Consider the following 17,967-nt stretch of genomic DNA (forward strand, 5'->3'; position numbering starts at 1 on the left):
CGTCTGGGCGTGCACCTCGAAGCGGCCCGCCATCGCCCGCATTTCGTGCGGGTCAGTCATAAAACGTGTTGCCATGTGGCTGTCTCCTTATTAAGTGAGTACTCAGATACTTGCGGTGGTTACGACGATGGCCGGACCGGTCACGCGCTGGCGAACCGCCGAGCCGAATGCAAAAGGATGATCCCCCCTTCCCGTCAGCCGGCGGCCACCGGTTGCTCTAACGCGGTGAGACGGACGTCAAACCCGAACTCCGGCGTTTGAGTTGTCCGGCCGTCAGCCCCCGAGATCATCGGTAGCTGGGCGGTCAGGTGGGATTCCACGTCGAAGACGTCCTGTCCCAGACCCTCAACCGCCAACCGACTAGCCCGTGGCAGCTGCGTTGATTGCCTCGGTCGCAGCGTACGAGCCAGAACTTGTCGACAGCGTGTTCACGAACGCCTCGTGAATGGCGGCGGCCTGCGCGCTAACCGCCTGGTACATCTGCGCGTGGGCCGCGAACTGCGCCGCCGTCAGCGCCGACACCTCGTCGGCAGCGGCGGGCACCACCCCGGTCGTGGGGGCGGCGGCGGCCGCGTTCTGAGCGCTCAGCGTTGAGCCAATGGCCTGCAAGTTTCCGGCCGCCGCGGCCAGAGCCTCGGGCTGTGTGGTCACGAACGACATACTTGGTTCCCTCCTAGTTCAATCCCCGACTCTGCAGAGAGTAGATGACCGCGACCCCTGAAGCAGTTTCGGAAGCCGCCTGTTTGCAACTGTTCACTTGACGGTACGGCGAATTCATTTTTGGTAACGCCACAGTAACAGCGTCTGACCTGGATCGCAGCACCTTGCAGTCGCGTCACAGCAAACTGTGACAGTCCAGGCAGGCAAAGTTGCTGGTGGGCGTTTCCCAGCCCCTGTGGCACCGCGGCTCCCAATAAGATCTCGTTGCTCGCAAACTCCTTCCGCACGGTCGGCGACCGCCCACAGCATCCTCGATGACCAGGCCTCTCCGAAAGGGTTTTGAGTCCCTTGAGCAGGGGCACTAGGTCCTCTCGGCCGGGATGGTCGCGGCGCCGCGCGGCACCACGAGGCGTGACTGCGTCCACGTCCATTCCTCGCCCGCGCCGGCTGCGCGTGGTCACCGTGGGCGATCAGCCGGCGAAGGGGGGTCGGGCCATGACGGTGGGGCGGAATCCGTATCGGGGTCCGGCGCCGGCGTGGGTGCCGGAGCCCATACCGGCCAGGGGCATGCCGCCGAGCAGGTTGCCCGGTCCCCCGGCGCCTTCGGGGGCGGCGCTGATGGCGCTGACCGGGATGGCGGTGTGGCCCATGGCCGGCACGGCCGGGCCGCCGGTCCAGGCCACCGGCACCGACAACTTGCCCCCGATGGAGGCCGCGCCGCCGATGGCCGCGGCTGGGTGCACCGCACCGGCACCGCCGCCGAGCAGACCGCCGAGTCCGCCCAGGCCGGGCAGCGCCTTGGCGGCCGCGGGAGCCGCGCCACCGATCAACCCCACCGTCTTGGAGATCTGGGTGAACGTGTTGGCCATACCGGTACTGAAGTAGGGCAGACCCTCGGTGTTATAGAACAAGCCGGCGAAGGGGCTGTAGCCGTTGACAAGTGTCCCCAGGTTGGAAGGCAAGACGGTTTGGCCGGTCAACAGGAACCACAGCTCGCTTAGCGGGTCGGTCGACTGTTGCGCGGCCTGAGTCACCTGCGGGGCGGCGGTCGTCGTGGCGGTGGTGGCGGCTTTTTGCACGGTGTTGGCCGTGTTGCCCGCGGTGGTGTTAGCCGTCGCGTTGGCCAACGTGCTGGCCTGGGTGGTCGTGCCCGCGTCGTTGGTGACCTTGGGCGCGGCCTGAAACTGCGTGATGCCCTTGGTCGCCGCCGTGGACTGCGCCGAGTAGGCGGCCATCGCGCCGGCATCCTGGGCCCAGAACTCGCCGTACTGGGCCTCCAACTGCGCGATCGCCCCGGTGTTCTGCCCGATCACATTGGTGGCCTGCAACTGCTGCACCAAGGCCCGGTTGGCCGCGATCACCGGCGGAGGCACCACCGCCGAAAACGCCTGCTCATAAGCCGCCGCCGCCGAGCTGGCCTGCACGGCCGCCTGCTCAGCCTGCGCCGCCGTAGTGGCCAGCCACTCCGCATACGGCGTCGCCGCGGCCGCCATCGCCGCCGAAGCCGTGCCCGCCCACTCCTCACTGGCCAGCTGGGTCACCACGTTCTGATAACTCAACGCCGCCGACTGCAACTCCGCAGCAATCGCATTCCACGCCGACGCCGCGGTCATCAACGACCCCGACCCCGGACCGGCATAAATCCGCGCCGAATTAACCTCCGGCGGAAGCGCCCCAAAATCAAACACCATTGACTCCTTTAACCCGTCGCGGCCGCGTTGGCCGCCTCAGTCACCGCGTACGATCCCGAGCTCATGCCCAGGGTGTTGACGAACATCTCGTGAATCGCCGTGGCTTGGGCGCTCACGGCCTGGTACATCTGGGCGTGCGCGGAGAACTGCGCCGCGGTCAGTGCTGACACCTCGTCCGCGGCGGCCGGCACCACCCCCGTCGTTGGGGCCACCGCCGCAGCGTTCTGCGCGTTCAGCGTCGAACCAATGCTTTGCAGATTGCCCGCCGCCGCGGCCAAGGCCTCGGGCTGCGTCGTGACGAACGACATTTGGATTCCTCCCTATTCTCTAGGCTCGCTGGCCTTCGAGGAACGGTTTGCCGGTGGGCTTACCGCAGGCATGGCTCACTGGTGAGATTAATGGGGTCACGCCTTGCCTCGCCTCCCTAGTGCCGACTGTTCATACGTGTACAACTTCCGTTCACCTGGGCTTTCCCTATCCGGCCGAGGGTGGGCGGGTTAGGACGCTGTAGCGGAAGCCGTATTTGTGGGAGTAGCCCGCGGCTGCCCCGGCGCGTCGGCCCATCACGCCGGTGGGCATGCCGCGCAGCAGGGCGTTGCCCGGCGGGCTCGCCGTCGCCCCGGCGGTCTGGACGGGAAGGGCCTCGGCCTCGTTGGCCGGGCTGACCGCCGAAGTCAGCGTGGCCCACTGCTGGGGCACCGACAAACCCCCGACCTGGGTGGCCTGCCCGGCACCGGCCGAGACAACGTTGCTGCTCAGGCTGCCCAGGTTGCCCAGACCCAACTGGGCGAACTGCGGCGTCGGATACCACGCACCACCGGCACCGGCCGTGCTACCACCAGGACCCGACACCAACTGCTGAGCAAGCTGCGACCAAAACGCCGGTATACCGTTCGAGAAATAGGCAAGACCGGTGGTCTGCTTGAGCAGCACCGTGTACAAGGTCGGGTTGAGCCCCAGATAGTTGTTGGTCGGCGTGGGCAACCCAGTCTGCAGACCCTGAATCGCATTGGTCAGCCAGGTGAACGGGCCCGGCTGGGTCGTGGCCGCGGCCGTCACCTGCTGGGTCGGCGCCGCGGCCGTCACCAACTGCGTAGTCGCCAATTGTGAAGTGCTCGAGGCCACCGTCTGGGCGGTGTTACCCGCGGGCTGCTGAGCGGCCTGGGTCAGCGCCAACGCCTGATCGGCCACCCCATCAGGGGTGGTGGTATTCGGCGGAGCCGCAAACGGCGCCAACTCCGAAGCCGTCGCCGAAGCCGCCGCATAGCCATACATCGCCGCCGCGTCTTGGGCCCACATCTCCATGTACTGGGCCTCGGTCGCCATGATCGCCGGGGTGTTCTGCCCAAAGAAATTCGTCGCGATCAACGTCGCCAACAACACCCGATTAGCCGCAATCACCGGCGGAGGCACCGTCATCGCAAACGCCGCCTCAAACGCCGCCGCCGCCGCCCGACCCTGACTGGCCGTATCCTCGGCCAACCCCGCCACCGCACCCAACCAACTCACATACGGCACCACCGCCGACACCATCGACGACGCCGCCGGACCCACCCACGGCCCCGACGTCAACTCCGAAACCACCGAGCTATACCCACTGGCCGCCGCAGCCACCTCAGCAGCAATCTCATCCCACGCCGCCGCCGCCGCCATCAACGGCCCCGAACCCGGACCCGCATACATCCGACCGGAATTAACCTCCGGCGGTAACGCCCCGAAGTCAAACACCTGTTCTCCTCAGTTGGCCGCGATCGCTGGCGATCGCGGCAGTCGCATCGGATCAGTGGTGGCCGTGGTCACGGCTTCGTAAGCAATTGCCACCCGTAGGTCGCTGACGCCCGGAATCACCGACTCAGACCTCACGGTCTGCCACCCCAGTCGGCGGGCTGGCCGGCGCATCCGCCCGTCCCTTGTCCGGCGTCCAAATGTGGTCTCGTACCACGCTTCTCGGACACCCGGGTCAGGAACAACGTGCACCTTTAGCCTCGATTGATCCCCTGCTGTCAGCAACCGAGCGACAGTCCACGGTCTTGCCGAACTGTCGCTCGTCAATGAGATTAGTTCGTTATCGTGGGCACGCCGATACGCGACGCCAACTGTTCATTCCAGGCCAGCCACTGTTCACTCCCAGTCGGCTGCCGTTCATTTCTGCGAACTGATTGTTCATCCGCGGTTTGCTTTCAACGCGGTTCGGACGTCAGTCCTCTTCGAGAATCAATGCCATTTCCGGGCAGGAAGCCACACCGTCGCGAGTCAGCTGCTCGTCCTCGGGCCGCACCTCGTGCTCTTCGAGGATCGAGTAGCCAGAGTCGTCTATCGGGAACAGATTCGGATCAACGGCGTAGCACTGGGCGTGACCCACGCATTTGGATTGTTCGAGACGAACCCTCATCAGGTTTCCTCCCTACCCGGCTCCGTGAAGCAATCCAAACGGAGATCGCTCGCTGCAGTGTAGAAGATTCTCGCGGAGCGGGACCGGCCGCCGTAAACGGACCAGCGGTCGGATTCGTGTCCCTTTGCGACACATGCGATATTGGGGTTCAGCGAAAATCGGTGCCGACGACGTCCCCACCGCAGCGGTTGCCGAGATCAGACAGATAAGCGGAGAGCCCATGAGCACTCCTGGCCAAGGCCAGCAAGCCACGTTCCACCTACCGCGGCTCGATTTCGAGAAATTGCCCATGGCCTTGGACCGGGGCGTCGGGTGGAAAACGCTGCGGGATGCCGGGCCGGTGGTGTTCATGAACGGCCACTACTACATCACGCGCCGTGAGGACGTGCTGGCCGCGCTACGCGATCCCAAGGTGTTCTCGTCGACGATCCTTCAGCCCCCCGGGCACCCATTGCCGGTGCTGCCCCTGGCTTTTGACCCGCCGCAACACACGCGTTACCGGAAGGTGCTGCAGCCCTTCTTCAGCCCCCTCGGTCTGAGCAAATCGCGGCCGGTGCTGGAGCGGCACGCCGCCGAAATGATCGCTGCCCTTGCCGCCCAGGGCACGTGCGAAGTGATGGCCGACTTCGCACACCTGTACCCCTTTCAGGTCTTCATGGACCTCTATGGCCTGCCGATCCAAGATCGCGATCGCCTGATCGATTGGAAGGACGCCGTCGTCAACGACAAGCCCTACATCACCCAGGCTGACATCGAGAAGAGTGAGCTGCTGCTGGGGTATCTGGCCGATGCGATCCAGCAACGCCGGCAGAACCCAGGACCCGACATGCTGTCGCAAATCATGAACAGCGACGGTGATTTCAGCGATCTGGAACTGCTGGGCATGAGCCACCTGCTGGTTCTGGCCGGTCTAGACACGGTGACGGCGGCGATCGGATTCTGCCTGTTCGAGCTGGCGCGCCGACCACAGCTGCGCGAGTTGCTGCGCGACAACCCAAGGCAGACCCGGGTTTTCGTCGAAGAGATCGTCCGGCTGGAACCTTCTGCACCGGTGGCACCCCGGATCACCACCGAATTCGTCAACATTGGCGGGATGACGTTGCCCCCTGGGACGTCGGTGCGGTTGTGCATGGCCGCGGTCAACCGTGACGACAGCGATGCCACGTCGGTCAACGAATTGGTGATGGACGGAAAGATCCACCGGCACTGGGGGTTTGGGGGCGGCCCGCACCGCTGCCTGGGGTCTCACCTGGCGCGGATCGAACTGACCGTGATCGTCGGGGAATGGCTCAAACAGATTCCCGACTTCGACGTTCCCGCGGACTACGTCCCCGCGATCAATTACCCCTCAAAAAGCTTCGCACTCAAAGAGTTACCGCTGCGCTGGGGCTGATCCTGCCAACCCCAACGCAGCGGCATTCCGTCTTACTTGCGCAACTCCGTCGCCGCGACCTGTACGAACACGCCGGTGTCCTCGGCCATCAGCAGGCCTCGACCGCGGGGCAGCGGGCCACCCTTCATCTTTCCGCGGATGAATCCCTCGTCCGGGTCGGCGTCCATCACCAGCAACGGCGCATTCGCCTGGGCCAGGGCCCGCAGCATCGGGTCGCTGCCCGCCGAAGACCAGCCACCGAAGGTGCGCGTCACCAGCACGTGCAAGCCGACGTCGGCGGCCCGGGTCACCCACGGCGCCGCCTTGTGCAGCGGCGAATCGAATCCGGCCGGCAGCTGCTGGATGTCGTCGACGATCAGGAAGATCTCCGGGCCGCTCCACCACGACCGCGCCAGCAACTCTTCCGCGGAGAGGCCGGGCGGCGGTTCGCGTCCGGCCAGGACGGCTGCCAGCTCGCCCATCATCGCCTGGACGCCGTCGAGGTTGTAAGCGAACTTCTCGACGTAGTCCGGGCCCAGTGTGGTCAGCAGCTGACGTCGTGGGTCCACCAGCCACACCTGTGCCGACGGCTGGCCGGCCGCTGGCGGAGGTGCGCTGCTGGCTCCCGGCGCGTACAGGCGGCCGATTTCGCTCATGATGGTCGCCAGCGTGGTGGTGCGCCCACATTCGCGTCGACCCGTGACCATCAGGTGCGCATTCTCGGCGAAGTTGAGGTAAACCGGCGACAAATCCAATTCGGAGATGGCCCAGGCGATTCCGCCCGCGCCGACCCCTTGTCGGGTGTCCCGCGCGGCCAGCTCGCGCAGCTGCTCCACGTCGAACCGAGCGGGGAGCCGGCGCACCGGTGGGGCCTGGCCGCTGGTGAGACGACTGACCGCGTCGATGACGCTGTCGGATTCGAAGACATAGCCCGCTGTGGTGGCGAGTGCGGGCCGGGCAACCAACGTGTGCAGACCCGCCTGCGGGTCGGAGTCCAGTCGGACGTAGTTGACCGCGACCATGCCGCGGCCCGGCTTGACCGGAACGTCCTTGGCGAAGCGGGACCGCACCAGCTTGGCGTCCTCCACGGCCGCCAGCCGCAATTCGACCCGGGAGCCGAAGCCACTGCGCACCGGGGGCCGCAGCTCGGATTCGCGGTCCGCGGTGACGATCACGTGGACCCCGAACGAGGGGCCCTGGTTGATGATCAGGTTCACCTGCTCGATCAGCACCTCGTTCTCTTCGGCCAGCGCCCGATAGTTGTCGACCACCAGGTAGACGTCGCCGAACCCGTCGTTGGGGACGGGGCCGGGCTCGCCGCCGAACTTGCGGCGCCGGAACACCTCCATCGAGGCGATCCCGTACTCGAGGAAGGTGCTCTTCCGCTGCCGCACCAGCGCCAGCAGTTCGGCCACCGTCCGGCGCACGCCGTAGGGATCGGTCGGGCCGGCCACCTCACCCACGTGCGGCAGCCGGGCGACGGTGGTCAGCGCGGTGCTGCTGTAGGCCAGGCAGTAGAACTGGACCTGCTCGGGGGTGTGGGTCAGCGCGGCCGAGCAGATCAGGGTCTGCAGGGCCGTGGTCTTACCCGAACCGCCGGCGCCCAGGATCAGGACGTTGGCGCCCGGACCCGAGGTGTCGACCGTCCACGGCGGCTGGTCGTGCTTGAACGGACGGTCGATGATCCCGATCGGGAAGACCAGGTCGCGGGCCGTGCCGTAATCCTCCTGCCACGGGTGGCCGAGGAACCGGTTGACCAATTCGTCGATGGGGATCGGCTGGTTGAGCGGCGGTTGCCACAGCCGGTACGGCTCGAAGTCGATCTTGCGCAGCTGATCGATGATGACCGTGCCGACCTTCGGAACCCGGATGCCCTCGACGTCGTCGTCATCGCGCGCCGTGCCGTCGGCTTCCAGCGTCTCGCCATTCGTGATGGCGGCCGGCGTGAGCTCCGGTCCGCCCACGCTCACCTCGAGCGGGGTGAACGAGTTGGTAAACAGTTGCGGGCGAACGTAATCGATGCTGTGCACCAACGCAGGCGCTTCCTCACCGTCGTCGGTGAGCCCGCGGGGGAAGTAGTCCCGCCACAGGAACTCGGCCTGGAAGCGGACGATGTCTTCCAGGCTGCGCCGGAAGTAGCCCAGACCCGCCTGCGCCGGCAGGTTCACGGCGTTCGGCACACCGGCCGCCTGCGCCGCACCGGCGGTGCGCGCCTTCAGCACCAGCCGGTAACCCATGTTCTCCATGAGCTTTTCGGCGCGGCTTTCAATGGTCTGCGACGCCATCATCAGGTGGATCCAGTAGGCGCGGCCCTGCCGGCCGATCGAGTCGAGCACGTCGACCGCGGTCGGCATGATGCGGAACCATTCGTAGAACTCGTCGATGACCACCACGAGCATCGGCAGCGGCGCCATGTCCTGGCCGCGTGCGCGCATCCTGAGGCGGACCGAGTTGTACTCCTTGGCGTCGTCGACACCGGCGCTGTCGCAGATCGCCTTGCGCCGGGCGATCTCACCCCACAGGGCGTCGAGGAAGCGCTCCATGAGCGCCTGGTCCTCTTCCAGGTCGGTGATGATCCGCGACACGTGCGGTACGCCGGCGAACGGCTTGACCGCCGACCCACCCTTGAGGTCGGCCAGCACGAACTGCAGCTCTTCCGGCGGGTGGCTGAGCATCAGCGACTCGATCACGGTTCGCACCAGCGTCGATTTACCGGAACCCGTCGTACCGGACATGACGCCGTGCGGGCCGTCACCGCCCTCGTCCAGCGACTTCATGTCCAAGAACAGCAACTCGCCGTTGTCCGAACGAACACCGAACGGTGCCCGCAACCGCGATCGGCCCATCGAGTCGTTACGGCTGCCCCACAACGACTCGAAGTCGATGCGGCCCGGATCGTCGATTCCGTAGTAGGCCATGATGTCCCGGGCGCCGATGTGGGCCACCCGCTGACCGATCTCTTCGTACGCCTCGGCGAGCCGCCAGCGAGCCACCGCCTGGGCGAATTCCTCCGCCTCCGCGATGCTGATGTGGTCGGTCAGCGCGAAGAACCACGGCTTCTCGTCGATCACCATCCAGGTGTCGCGGTCGCGGGGCAGCGCCTCGATCACACCCTTGTCGTCGAACCGCAGGCTGCGCTCGGGGACCGCCGTCCACATCGAGGAGCCGGTCAGGTCGAAGAACGTCACCCCGTCGACGCCTTCGGAGCTGATCACGTACTCCCACTGGGGGTCGACGACGTCGGCGACGATCACCGTGTGGGGCGTCGGAGTCTGCGCCGACGAACTCGCGTGCCGCGGCGTGAAAGAGCCACGGCCGGCGAATAATTCGGCCTGCTCGGCGGCGAACTCGCGTACCGAGCTGTAGACCATCCGCGCGTTCCCCGCGGCGTCCTGACGTCGCGAGTCACCGAAGTGCGGAAGCCACTTCACCCAGTCCCACTCGTCGAGATCCGAGGTGACGACGACCATCTGAACGTGATCCGGGCCGTGCGAGAACGCCAGCTGGCAGATGATCGCCCGCATCAGTCCCAGGACCTGCTCCCGCTCCCCGTCGAGCGAGTACCAGGGTTCGACGAGCAGCGAGATCATCTTGGGCAGGTTGTAGACGACGCTTTGGTAGCGCCCGAATTCCTGCAGCGCCTTCCCCGTCACCGGCTCCAGCTCGATGTCGGTCGGCATGTTCTGGGGCTCACCCCAGGTCACCTCGGGACGCGTCATGCCGACGCCGACCCGCACCACCCCGAAGTTGAGGTCCTTGCCGTCGGGCTTGCGTTCCCACATCCGCGACGATCCCACCGCGGCGGACAGCGTGGTGGGCGCCGGGTGGAACCACCGGTAGTTGGCGTCCATGCTGTCCGCCGACTCGTGGGCGGTCTCGCGCAGCATGTCGAGCATCAGCATGAACTGGGCGCGCATCGCGTCCAGCTTGGGCCGGCTCATCTGCTGCTGACCGCCGAACCGGCCGCCGAACATCATCATCGCGACACCACCGATCATGAAGATCGGGAAGATCGACCCGGCGCCGCCGAACACGTGCGACCCGCTGGCGAAGGTCATGGCGACCATGCCGATCAGCAGGCCGACCACCACGACGCCGACCACGATCAGCCACCAGGGCTTGCCCTCCGGCGGCGGAATGCTCAGGGGTGTCGGAAGGACGATGTTCTCCGGCTTGATGACCGGAGGCTTCTCCGGTGTCGGCCGAGCAAACCCGCGTTTCACTTAGGTACCGCCAATTCTGCTGGGGACATGTCCATCGGTAGGGTGTCGTGCTCCACGAGGGCGTCCGCCCGCGAGAGGGTGGGGCCTTGTGGGAGCAGCCGCAGCGCCACCCACGGCGCCAGGCTCGGTTTCGTCTTCAGGCCCAACGCCTCCCGCACGTCCCGGGTGTCGTCAACTCCGAACCGGGCGCCCGCGTCCGTCAGCCACCACAGCGACTCCGTCGTCTTGGCGCCGGGGTCGTTGCCGGTGACGGCCACGAAGTTCCCGTAGTCGGGACCGAAGAAGACCTGGTCGGCTTCGCGACCCGTGGTGTCGGCCTTGACCAGCGACACCACTTTGTTCTCGTCCTTGGCCGCAACCGGAATGGTCGCGCCGGACACGACCTGGATGCGGGCCCGGTTCTCGCCGGACGTCTTCTGCCACCACCAGCAGGTCGACGGATTCTCGCGGATGTCCGCCACGTTGAGCGGGGCGTCCGGGTAGGAGGACAGGTCCAGCTTGTTGACCACGGGCATCTTGGCCAGCGCGGACGGTTCCACGGTCACCGGCTTGGTGTTGCCGGGCCCGGCGTTCTGCAGGATCTGCGCCACCAACGGGGGCAGCGTCTGCACACCGTCAGCCAGCACCAGCGAATACTGTTGCGGCCCACTGATTTGCGGCGTGACGATCACCGTGCCGATCGGGCCGGGCGCGTTTGGGAACGACGCGCCGGAGCCCGCGTTCTGCACCTGCGGCACGGTCAGTTCGGGGCCCACCGGCAACGCGTCGAACAGGGCGCGGCTCATGGGCTTGGCCTGGCCCACCTGCTCGGGCGTCAGGCCAAGCGGCAGCAACACCGAACGGTTCGTCGCGTCGATGCGCGACCGGCGTCCCTCGCGGATCACCCACGCGTCCCCCCCGTAGCTCAGCACCACGGCGTCCGACCCGTTCAGCACGTGCCGGTGGTTGCTGAGGTCCGGGTTCCCGTCGATGACGGTCACCGTCACCCCGGACGGCGCGCTGACCCCGCTCGAGGTGCCGACGGTGTCGCACACCAGCCACGACGACGTGGTCGGAGTCGAGGGGTGGAAGTTCGACGGCGCTCCCGGGATGCCCACCATTGGGCCGCGCGGCAGCGTGGCGATCTGGTTGGACTTGACCAGGTGCGGGTTGTCCGGGCGGCCGGTGATCAGCCGCGCAGACGCCAGGTTCAGCGCGGGGTACAGCTTGTCGCCCACGCGGACATAAAGCGCGCCGGAGTCGCGGTCGGCAATGATCGGCGAATCACCGACCTGGCCCGCCGGGCTGAGGAACGAGTAGAGCAGCGCGCCCAGGCAGATCACCAGCGCCGCCGACACCGATGCCACCACGGCCAGAGTCTGGCGCCGCCCTGGCTCGACCTCCATGCGGACGCGCCACCGGGTGAGCGCCATTGCGGTGCGGCGAGCGAGGAACTGGTAGCCGGTCACCTGCGTCCGCGTCGACAACCCGAGGCCATACCCCGACCCGCGTTGCCCGCGACTCTCTTCCGCCACTTTGATTCACCATCCGGTCTGCTAGAACGCCTGGATATTGTTCCTGAAAATATCCGCAGCGCGAATTACATCGATAACGGTAAGTCACCCGTAGCGACCTCGCCACGCGACGACGTGCGTTCACATCTACATCACTTTGCGTACATCTATGCGGACGTCCCCGCCTCGCCGCGCCGGCCGACGCGGACAACGCGCCAAGCGCCGTTGAACAGGCACTTTCGAGTTCCCCCGCCGATTCCCGCCCGGACACTCATGTCTCCTCAGGGCATCGTAATGGCGAATGGCCGGCTCGTCCTGTCGAGCGTGTGCCGTCCAGTGAACGCAAGAGCGGCGCAATGGGCGGCGGCGCGCGCCGCCTCTCCCGATTGGTGGGCCGGCGATTTCTGGCAGCAAGATGAGCGGTATGAGTGAGCTCGCGCCGTCGTTGGTCGAACTTGCCAGGAGGCACGGCATCGCGACCGAGTACGACGACTGGACCGGGCGGCGGGTGCCGGTATCGGCAACCACGCTGGTGGCGGTGTTGGCCGCGCTCGGCGTCGCGGCCGGCACGGAGCAGGAGCGCAACGTCGCGCTGACCGCGACGCTCCGGTCGTATTGGGCGCGCCGGTTGCCGGCGACCATCGTCGGCCGTACCGGTGAGCAGACGCGGTTTTGGGTGCACGTGACCCACGGCGATCCCGCCGAGGTCTGGTTACGGCTCGAGGACGGCACGGTACGCGGCGGGATCCGGCAGGTCGACAACTTCACCCCCCCGTTCGACCTGGACGGGCGCTGGGTCGGCGAGGCCAGCTTCGTGCTGCCGGCCGATCTGCCGATCGGTTATCACCGGGTGCACCTGCGTTCCGGTGGCAGTGAGACCAGCAGCGCGGTGATCGTGACGCCGGATTGGCTCGGGCTGCCGGAGCGGCTCGGCGCCCGGCGGGCCTGGGGCCTGGCCGCCCAGCTCTACAGCGTGCGCTCCACACAGTCGTGGGGCGTCGGCGATCTGACGGATCTGACCGACCTGGCCGTCTGGTCGGCGTCGCGGCACGGCGCCGACTACTTATTGGTCAATCCGCTGCACGCGGCTCAGTTTTCTGGGCCGGCGGGACATATGGAGCCGTCGCCGTACCTGCCGACATCACGGCGCTTCGTCAACCCCATTTATCTTCACGTCGAGGCGATTCCCGAGTTCGCCGAGCTGCCCAAGCGCAGCCGGGTGCGGCGGCTGCGCTTCGACGCGCAACAGCGAGCCGCTCGGCTCGACGCGATCGATCGCGACGGCGCGTGGGCGGCGAAGTGCGCGGCGCTCCAGCTTTTGCACCGGGTGCCGCGGTCCGCGGGCCGCGAGCTGTCCTACGCAGCCTTCCGCGCCCGCGAGGGAACCCCACTCGATGACTTCGCCACCTGGTGCGCCCTGGCCGAGAAGTACGGCGACGATTGGCATTCGTGGCCGAAGTCGCTACAGCATCCCCGCGCGCCCGGCGTCGAGCGGTTCGTCGAGAAGCATGCGGAGGCAGTCGATTTCCATCGGTGGCTGCAGTGGCAACTCGACGAGCAACTTGCCTCGGCGCAGTCGCAGGCGATCCGGGCCGGAATGGCGCTGGGCGTGATGCACGATCTCGCCGTCGGCGTGCATCCCAACGGCGCCGACGCGTGGGCGCTACAGGATGCGTTGGCGCTCGGTGTCACCGCCGGCGCGCCGCCGGACGAGTTCAATCAGCTCGGCCAGGACTGGTCCCAGCCGCCCTGGCGGCCAGATCGGCTCGACGCCGAGGAGTATCGGCCGTTTCGGGCAGTGATCAGCGCGGTGCTGCGGCATGCCGGCGGCGTACGCATCGACCACATCATCGGATTGTTCCGGCTGTGGTGGATCCCGGAGGGCGCGGCGCCCACCGAGGGTACGTACGTGCGTTACGACCATGAAGCGATGATCGGCATCGTGGCCCTCGAGGCACATCGCGCCGGGGCGCTGGTCGTCGGCGAGGATCTGGGCACGGTCGAACCGTGGGTGCGCGACTACCTGCTGCTGCGCGGATTGCTGGGCACCTCGATCCTGTGGTTCGAGTTGGACCGGGACGGAAACGGCGGTCCGCTGCCGGCCGAGCGCTGGCGCGAGTACTGCCTGTCCTCGGTGACCACGCACGATCTGCCGCCGACCGCGGGCTACCTGGCGGGCGACCACGTGCGGCTGCGCGAAGCCCTGGGATTGCTGACCCGCCCCGCCGAGGACGAGCTCGCCACCGACAGGGCCGAGCTGGCGGCCTGGATGGCCGAATTACGGCGGGTGGGCTTGCTCGGCGACGGCGAAGACGACGCGGAGAAAATCGTCATCGCTTTGTACCGGTACCTAGGCCGGACGCCGTCGCGGTTGGTGGGCGTGGCACTGACCGACGCGGTGGGTGACCGCCGGACCCAGAACCAGCCCGGCACCACCGACGAATACCCCAACTGGCGGATTCCGCTGACCGATCCCGCCGGGCGCCCGGTGCTGCTCGAAGACTTGTTCACCGACGTCCGCGCGGCCACCCTGGCCGAGGCCGTGCGCAGTGCGATTGCGCCCGCGGCCGTCGAGAGCGTGCCTGTTAGCTTCTGAGGCCATGAAGGTCTCAGTCGTGGCGCCGGTGGCCGACGGCGTCACCGCGGATCCCGAGTGGATGGCGGCCTTCGCCGGCCACCTGGAACAGTGCGGGTTCGAGTCGATCGTTGTTGTCGAGCACACGGTGCTGGTCACCCGCTACGACAGCGTCTACCCGTATGACAGTTCGGGACGCGTGGGCCTGGCGGCCGACTGCCCCATCCCGGACCCGCTCGATCTGCTGTCGTTCCTGGCCGGGCGCACCACCACCCTCGGGCTGGCCACGGGCGTGTTGGTGTTGCCCAACCACCATCCGGTGGTCCTCGCCAAACGGGCCGCAAGCGTGGACGCGTTGTCGGGCGGGCGGCTGCGGCTGTGCGTGGGCGTGGGATGGCTCAGGGAGGAGCTGGAGGCGTGCGGCGCGGACTTCGAGAACCGCGGCAGACGCGCCGACGAGCAGCTGGCCGTCTTGAGGGCACTGTGGGCCGATCAACCGCACGGGGCCTCGCACCACGGGGAGTTCTTCAGCTTCGACAACGTCATGTGTTACCCGAAACCCATTGCCGAAGAGCGGCTTCCGGTCCACATCGGCGGGCACAGCCGGGCAGCGGCCCGTCGCGCCGGCCGCTTGGCGGACGGCTTCCAACCGCTCGGGGTGGCGGGGCCGCAGCTGGCATCGCTGATCGCGCTCATGCGCGACGAGGCCGCGTCGGCGGGCCGCGATCCGGCGGCCCTGGAAGTGTCATTGGGCCACGCCGTCAACAAGATCGACGCCGAACGGGCGGGCAGCCTGGCCGATCAGGGCGCCGACCGGCTCGTGCTGGCGATGCCGTCGACTGTCGACATCGAGCAGGCCAAGGACGTGCTATCGGCGTGCGCGCAACGGCTTTCGCTGATCGCGTGACCCCGATGAGCCTGTCAGCCGACGACCGATCAGCCCTCAGCCACTTGGTGCACAGCTACGCGGCCCACCTGGACGAGCGTCGATTCGATTTGATAGCAACGCTTTTCACTGACACCGCCGTGCTGGCGGTGCCCGAACCGCCCACGGCGCTTGAGCCGATCCATGCGCACCGTGGGCGAGGCGCCATCACAGCCGCAGTCGCTACCGTCGCGGCCGTCGCCCGCACCGAGCACGCCATCGTCGGCGAGGTCTACGAGGCCACCGGGCCGGGTGCGGCCCGTGGGCGGGTTGCGTGCATCGCGCACCACTGGGACCAGCGCGGCGATGAATTCGTCGACGTGGTCTGGCATCTGCGCTACGACGACGAATACGAGCTGACCGACGGATGGCTGATCGGCCGCCGTGCGTTGACCATCAACGCCCTTGAGACCCGAAAGGCCCGCCGGGTGCGGCCACACGACGCGATCTAGCAAGCTTGCAGAAGACTTTGCGCAAACTCACAGCGACCCTCCATAAACCGAATCTGCGGTGCAAATGGGCGCTTCGTTAGGCAGGTGCGGTCATCGCGCCGGGGAGCGTGGTGGATTTCGCCCGCTCCGGGTGGGTGCAGGCCGCCCTGGGCCCGGGTGCGGCCGCAGCCGGTGCGCTTCTTCCTGATCGTGTCCAATTTTTACAAGTGGATCCGTGTATTTTCGGCCGCGTGACGAACACGGAACAGGGGAACCTGAACGTCAATACCGCCGGAACCACCAGAGGACGGGAAGCGCCGAACGGCAATGTATCGACGCTGGCGGTGGGCACGCCGCTGGACTCCTCCCCGGATTACCGCAACGAGATTCACACCGCCGAAGACGTCATCGATGTCGAGACCTACGGCGGCGGTTTCGATCTCACCCGGCGGGCGACCGCGCCGAAGCTGCGCATCGGCCGCGACCGGTGGTTCAACCTGCTCTGGCTGATCCCGATCGGCTTCGCCCTGCTGATCGCCGGGGTGGCGGTCGGCAAAGGCCTGCACAACATGCCGGCAGTCCAGTCGTTCATTGCGCGTCATCCAGGGACGGACAGCTCCAATGTCACCCCCGGCCTGCCGGCCTGGATCGGGTGGACGCATTTCTTCAATCTGTTCATGATGATGTTCATCATCAGGACCGGGATCCAGATCCTCTGCGACCACCCCCGGCTCTACTTCAGCCGCAACGCCACCCCGGGTAAGGACGAGTGGCTGCGCGTCGGCCCGCCGGTGCCGGACGACGAGCTGTGGACCGCCAACGCCGACACCGTCGCCCTGCCACCACAATTGGGACTGCCCGGATTCCGGCACTCGATCGGACTGGCCCGGTGGTGGCACCTGGGCGTCGATGTGCTGTGGCTCGTCAACGGTGCGGTCTTCTACGTGTTGCTCTTCGCGACCGGACAGTGGCGGCACATCGTGCCCACCAGCTGGGATGTCTTCCCCAACGCCGCGTCGGTGGCCGTCCAGTACCTGTCGCTGGACTGGCCCACCGACAACGGCTGGGTCGCCTACAACGGCCTGCAGCTGTTGTCCTACTTCACCACGGTCTTCATTGCCGCCCCCGCGGCGTTGATCACCGGGCTGGGCATGTCGCCCGCGCTGTCGCAGCGCGTGCACTGGCTCAGCAAGCGGCTGAGCATCCAGCACGCGCGGTCACTGCATTTCGTGGTGCTGGTCTACTTCCTGTTCTTCATCCTGGTGCACGTCACGATGGTGTTGACCACCAGTGCGCTGCGAAACCTCAACCACATGTTCGCCTCCCGCGACGACAACAGCTGGGTGGGCTTCGGAATCTTCGCCGCGGCCATGGTGCTGACGGCGATCGCGTGGGTTTGGGCCACGCCCTTCACTATTCGCCATCCGCGGGTGATTCAGCGGGTCGGATACGCGCTCGTCGGCCCGTTCCAGCGGATGCTGGAGCAGCTCGACCCCAAGCCCGGCGCCTTCACCGAAAAGGACATCTCGCCGCACCACTGGCGCAACGGCCGGCTGCCGGAGACCGTGGAGTACAAAGAGCTGGAAGCAAACGACTTCCGGGACTGGCGGCTCAAGGTCTACGGTCTGGTCGAGCATCCGATGGAGTTCTCGCTCGAGGACTTGATGGCGCTGCCGTACCACGAGCAGATCAGCCAGCACTTCTGCATCCAAGCCTGGTCGGGCGTCGCCAAATGGGGTGGCGTGCAGATGAAGACGATCATGGACATCGTCAAACCGCTGCCCGAAGCCAAATGGGCGGTGTTCTATTCCATGGGCCTCGGCGCGACCGGCGGCATCTATTACAACGCCCATCACATCGGCCAGATGGACCATCACATGACGATGCTCGCCTACAACATGAACGACCATCCCCTCCCCTACATGCATGGCAGGCCGCTGCGGTTGCGCAACGAACTGCAGCACGGTTTCAAACTCGTCAAGTGGATCAAAGGGATCGAGTTCGTGGCCGACTACCGCGACATCGGCAGCGGCTACGGCGGTTACAGCGAGGACCACAAATACTTTGGGCGGCACCAGACGCTGTAGGGGGGGGGGGGGGGGGGGGGCGCGCCCCCCCCCGCGCCGCCCAAGCAGGAGAGGAAGAGGAGGAGAGAGAACACCGCCACGCGCGGCCCGCGCAACGAGCCGCCGGCCACCCCCAGCA

12 protein-coding genes and 1 pseudogene are annotated in these 17,967 nt (G+C 66.9%); 5 read left to right on the forward strand and 8 right to left on the reverse strand.

The annotated features are described in order from the left end of the window. The 6 genes and pseudogenes from A5750_RS25325 to A5750_RS12365 all read right to left on the reverse strand — a co-directional run. A pseudogene (locus A5750_RS25325) lies at positions 1-75 on the reverse strand (WXG100 family type VII secretion target); the annotation flags it as partial. A gap of 285 nt (positions 76-360) precedes the next feature. Then, on the reverse strand, positions 361-660 hold the full coding sequence (locus A5750_RS12345) for a PE family protein (RefSeq protein ID WP_066957025.1): 300 nt from the start codon (positions 658-660) through the stop codon (positions 361-363). A gap of 470 nt (positions 661-1,130) precedes the next feature. Continuing rightward, entirely contained in the window at positions 1,131-2,351 is a 1,221-nt protein-coding gene (locus A5750_RS12350; RefSeq protein ID WP_067263132.1) for a PPE family protein, read from the reverse strand. A gap of 8 nt (positions 2,352-2,359) precedes the next feature. Then, entirely contained in the window at positions 2,360-2,659 is a 300-nt protein-coding gene (locus A5750_RS12355) for a PE family protein (RefSeq protein ID WP_066949973.1), read from the reverse strand. Between the two features lie 166 nt (positions 2,660-2,825). Further along, positions 2,826-4,079 carry a PPE family protein gene (locus tag A5750_RS12360; protein ID WP_066953621.1) on the reverse strand — a complete coding sequence of 418 codons (1,254 nt, stop codon included), beginning with the start codon at positions 4,077-4,079 and terminating at the stop codon, positions 2,826-2,828. A gap of 469 nt (positions 4,080-4,548) precedes the next feature. Beyond that, entirely contained in the window at positions 4,549-4,743 is a 195-nt protein-coding gene (locus A5750_RS12365; RefSeq protein ID WP_066953924.1) for a ferredoxin, read from the reverse strand. Between the two features lie 220 nt (positions 4,744-4,963). On the opposite strand from A5750_RS12365, the gene A5750_RS12370 reads away from it, so the two are divergent. Continuing rightward, the gene (locus tag A5750_RS12370) at positions 4,964-6,136 is read left to right on the forward strand and encodes a cytochrome P450 (protein ID WP_067263134.1); all 1,173 of its coding nucleotides are present in this window, start codon (positions 4,964-4,966) and stop codon (positions 6,134-6,136) included. Positions 6,137-6,168: 32 nt separating this feature from the next. Here A5750_RS12370 and eccCa read toward each other — a convergent pair whose 3' ends face one another. Together eccCa and eccB are read right to left on the reverse strand one after the other, a co-directional pair. After that, positions 6,169-10,338, reverse strand: coding sequence for a type VII secretion protein EccCa (gene eccCa / locus A5750_RS12375; RefSeq protein ID WP_067263137.1), 4,170 nt, complete (start codon positions 10,336-10,338; stop codon positions 6,169-6,171). After that, positions 10,335-11,852, reverse strand: a complete 1,518-nt coding sequence (gene eccB, locus A5750_RS12380) for a type VII secretion protein EccB (RefSeq protein ID WP_067263140.1) — start codon at positions 11,850-11,852, stop codon at positions 10,335-10,337. The genes eccCa and eccB overlap by 4 nt, the downstream gene beginning before the upstream one ends. A 403-nt stretch (positions 11,853-12,255) precedes the next feature. Here eccB and malQ point away from each other — a divergent pair, with 403 nt between their 5' ends. From malQ to A5750_RS12400, 4 genes are all read left to right on the forward strand, one after another. Next, on the forward strand, positions 12,256-14,427 hold the full coding sequence (gene malQ, locus A5750_RS12385; RefSeq protein ID WP_067263145.1) for a 4-alpha-glucanotransferase: 2,172 nt from the start codon (positions 12,256-12,258) through the stop codon (positions 14,425-14,427). 4 nt (positions 14,428-14,431) lie between these two features. Then, entirely contained in the window at positions 14,432-15,313 is an 882-nt protein-coding gene (locus A5750_RS12390) for an LLM class F420-dependent oxidoreductase (RefSeq protein ID WP_067263148.1), read from the forward strand. A gap of 5 nt (positions 15,314-15,318) precedes the next feature. After that, positions 15,319-15,783 (forward strand): nuclear transport factor 2 family protein, encoded by a 465-nt coding sequence (locus A5750_RS12395; RefSeq protein WP_067263151.1) that lies wholly within the window; start codon positions 15,319-15,321, stop codon positions 15,781-15,783. 323 nt (positions 15,784-16,106) lie between these two features. Beyond that, entirely contained in the window at positions 16,107-17,849 is a 1,743-nt protein-coding gene (locus A5750_RS12400) for a molybdopterin-dependent oxidoreductase (protein WP_066954016.1), read from the forward strand. Positions 17,850-17,967: the final 118 nt, after the last annotated feature.

The sequence above is a fragment of the Mycobacterium sp. 852002-51613_SCH5001154 genome (assembly GCF_001667425.1).
Lineage (GTDB): Bacteria > Actinomycetota > Actinomycetes > Mycobacteriales > Mycobacteriaceae > Mycobacterium.